At 32.4% G+C, this 1,927-nt stretch carries 1 protein-coding gene; it reads left to right on the top strand.

Annotation, left to right across the window (positions count from 1 at the left end):
- The first annotated feature begins 235 nt into the window (after positions 1-235).
- Positions 236-1,795, top strand: a complete 1,560-nt coding sequence (locus tag KPL37_RS19330; RefSeq protein ID WP_216151697.1) for an acyl CoA:acetate/3-ketoacid CoA transferase — start codon at positions 236-238, stop codon at positions 1,793-1,795.
- The last annotated feature ends 132 nt before the right edge of the window (positions 1,796-1,927 follow it).

Here is a 1,927-nt window from a genome sequence, read left to right as displayed (position 1 = left end):
TAGCATTAAAAAAAAACATTAAAAGAGTAATTTTTTAATGTTTTTATTAAAATTAATAAGAAAAAAAGGCTATCTCTTAAAATGATTTTTTAATCATTTTGAGACAGCCCCATTTTTGCGTAATCATACCCTACATTTATTTAAAATTTCTTTTTATTTCTTTTTATGGTAATTGTATTTTCTCCTTATAATTAAAAGAAGTTTGACTAATAATACTATAAAAGGAGGTCTTAAAATGAAAAAAGTTATGTCTAGCACTGATGCAATTTCTTTAATTAAAAATGGAGATACCGTCGCAGTGGGAGGTTTTATCGGTTGTGGACACCCTGAGGAATTAACTATAAAAATTAGTGAATGTTTTCTTGAAAAAGGGTCTCCAAACAATTTAACTTTAGTTTATGCTGCTGGTCAAGGAGATTCAAAAGACAAGGGTCTAAACCACCTTGGCATCGAAGGTTTAGTTTCAAAGGTAATCGGTGGTCATTGGGGCCTTGCACCCAAACTTGTAAAACTAGCTATTGATAATAAAATACAGGCTTATAATCTTCCTCAAGGAGTAATCTCTCACCTATATCGAGATATCGCAGCGGGTAAACCGGGAACTATAACTCATGTTGGACTAAAAACTTTTGTAGATCCTAGAATAGACGGTGGTAAATTAAACGATGTGACTAAAGAAGACATAGTAAAAGTTATCGAAATTGATAATAAAGAATATTTGCTTTACAAATCTTTTCCAATAAATGTAACACTAATTCGTGCTTCTTATGCTGATGAGAATGGAAATGCAACTATGGAAAAAGAAGCTGTAACACTTGATGGTTTATCTATGGCGCAAGCAGCCAAAAATTCCGGCGGGATTGTAATACTTCAGGTTGAAAAAATTGTAGCACCCGGTACTCTTGATCCACGAAAAGTTAAAATTCCAGGAATTCTTGTGGATGCTATTGTGATTTCAAAACCTGAAAATCATATGCAAACTTATGCGGAGCAATATAATCCCTCTTATAATGGAGAAATAAAAATGGCGCTTAGTGATATTTCTGGTTTAAAACTCGATGAACGTAAAATAATATCTAGAAGAGCTGCAATGGAGCTTATTCCCAATGCTATTACTAATCTTGGAATTGGAGTGCCAGAGGGAATATCGATGGTTGCAAATGAAGAAGGTATTTCAAGTGACCTAAAAGTTACTTTGGAATCAGGTCCAATAGGCGGAATCCCTGCTGGTGGATTAAGTTTTGGAGCTTCAATAAATCCTGAAAGCATACTAGATCAAAGTAACCAATTTGATTTCTATGATGGAGGAGGTCTTGATATAGCCTTCCTAGGTCTAGCTCAATGCGACGAAAAGGGAAATATTAATGTAAGTAAGTTTGGCCCTAAAATTGCAGGTTGTGGCGGTTTTATCAATATAACACAAAATTCAAAGAAAGTTGTCTTTTGTGGAACTTTTACAGCAGGCGGCTTAAAAATTAAAATTCAAGATGGTAAATTAAATATAATTCAAGATGGTAAATTAAATAAATTGATTAAAACCGTTGAACAAATTACCTTCAGTGGTGAGTATGCTATAGAAGCTTCCCAACCAGTCTTATACATCACTGAAAGAGCAGTATTCAGACTAACTAAAAATGGTGTTACTTTAGAAGAAATAGCTCCTGGTATTGATATGCAAAAGGATATTTTAGATAAAATGGATTTTGATCCTATTATATCTGAAAATTTAAAATTGATGGATAAAAAATTATTTAATGAGGGTATTATAGGTATCAAATTAGCTAATAATAAGTAAATAATTTAAGAAAAAATATAGTTAGACCAGCTAGTTAAAGTCAAGTGTAAATCTGCGAAAGTAGTCGCCAATTTCATTACACAACAAAAAGACCATTTCAGAACACGAACGATGGTAAATTTAGTAATTATT

Origin of the sequence: Clostridium frigoris, from assembly GCF_018861865.1 — a bacterium.
GTDB classification, from domain to species: Bacteria; Bacillota; Clostridia; order Clostridiales; family Clostridiaceae; genus Clostridium_AD; species Clostridium_AD frigoris.
This window is presented reverse-complemented; position numbering and strand designations above follow the sequence as displayed.

Excerpts from the sequence above, each read along its gene's own strand:
- KPL37_RS19330 (WP_216151697.1), top strand. The coding sequence starts at position 236 with ATGAAAAAAGTTATGTCTAGCACTGATGCAATTTCTTTAATTAAAAAT.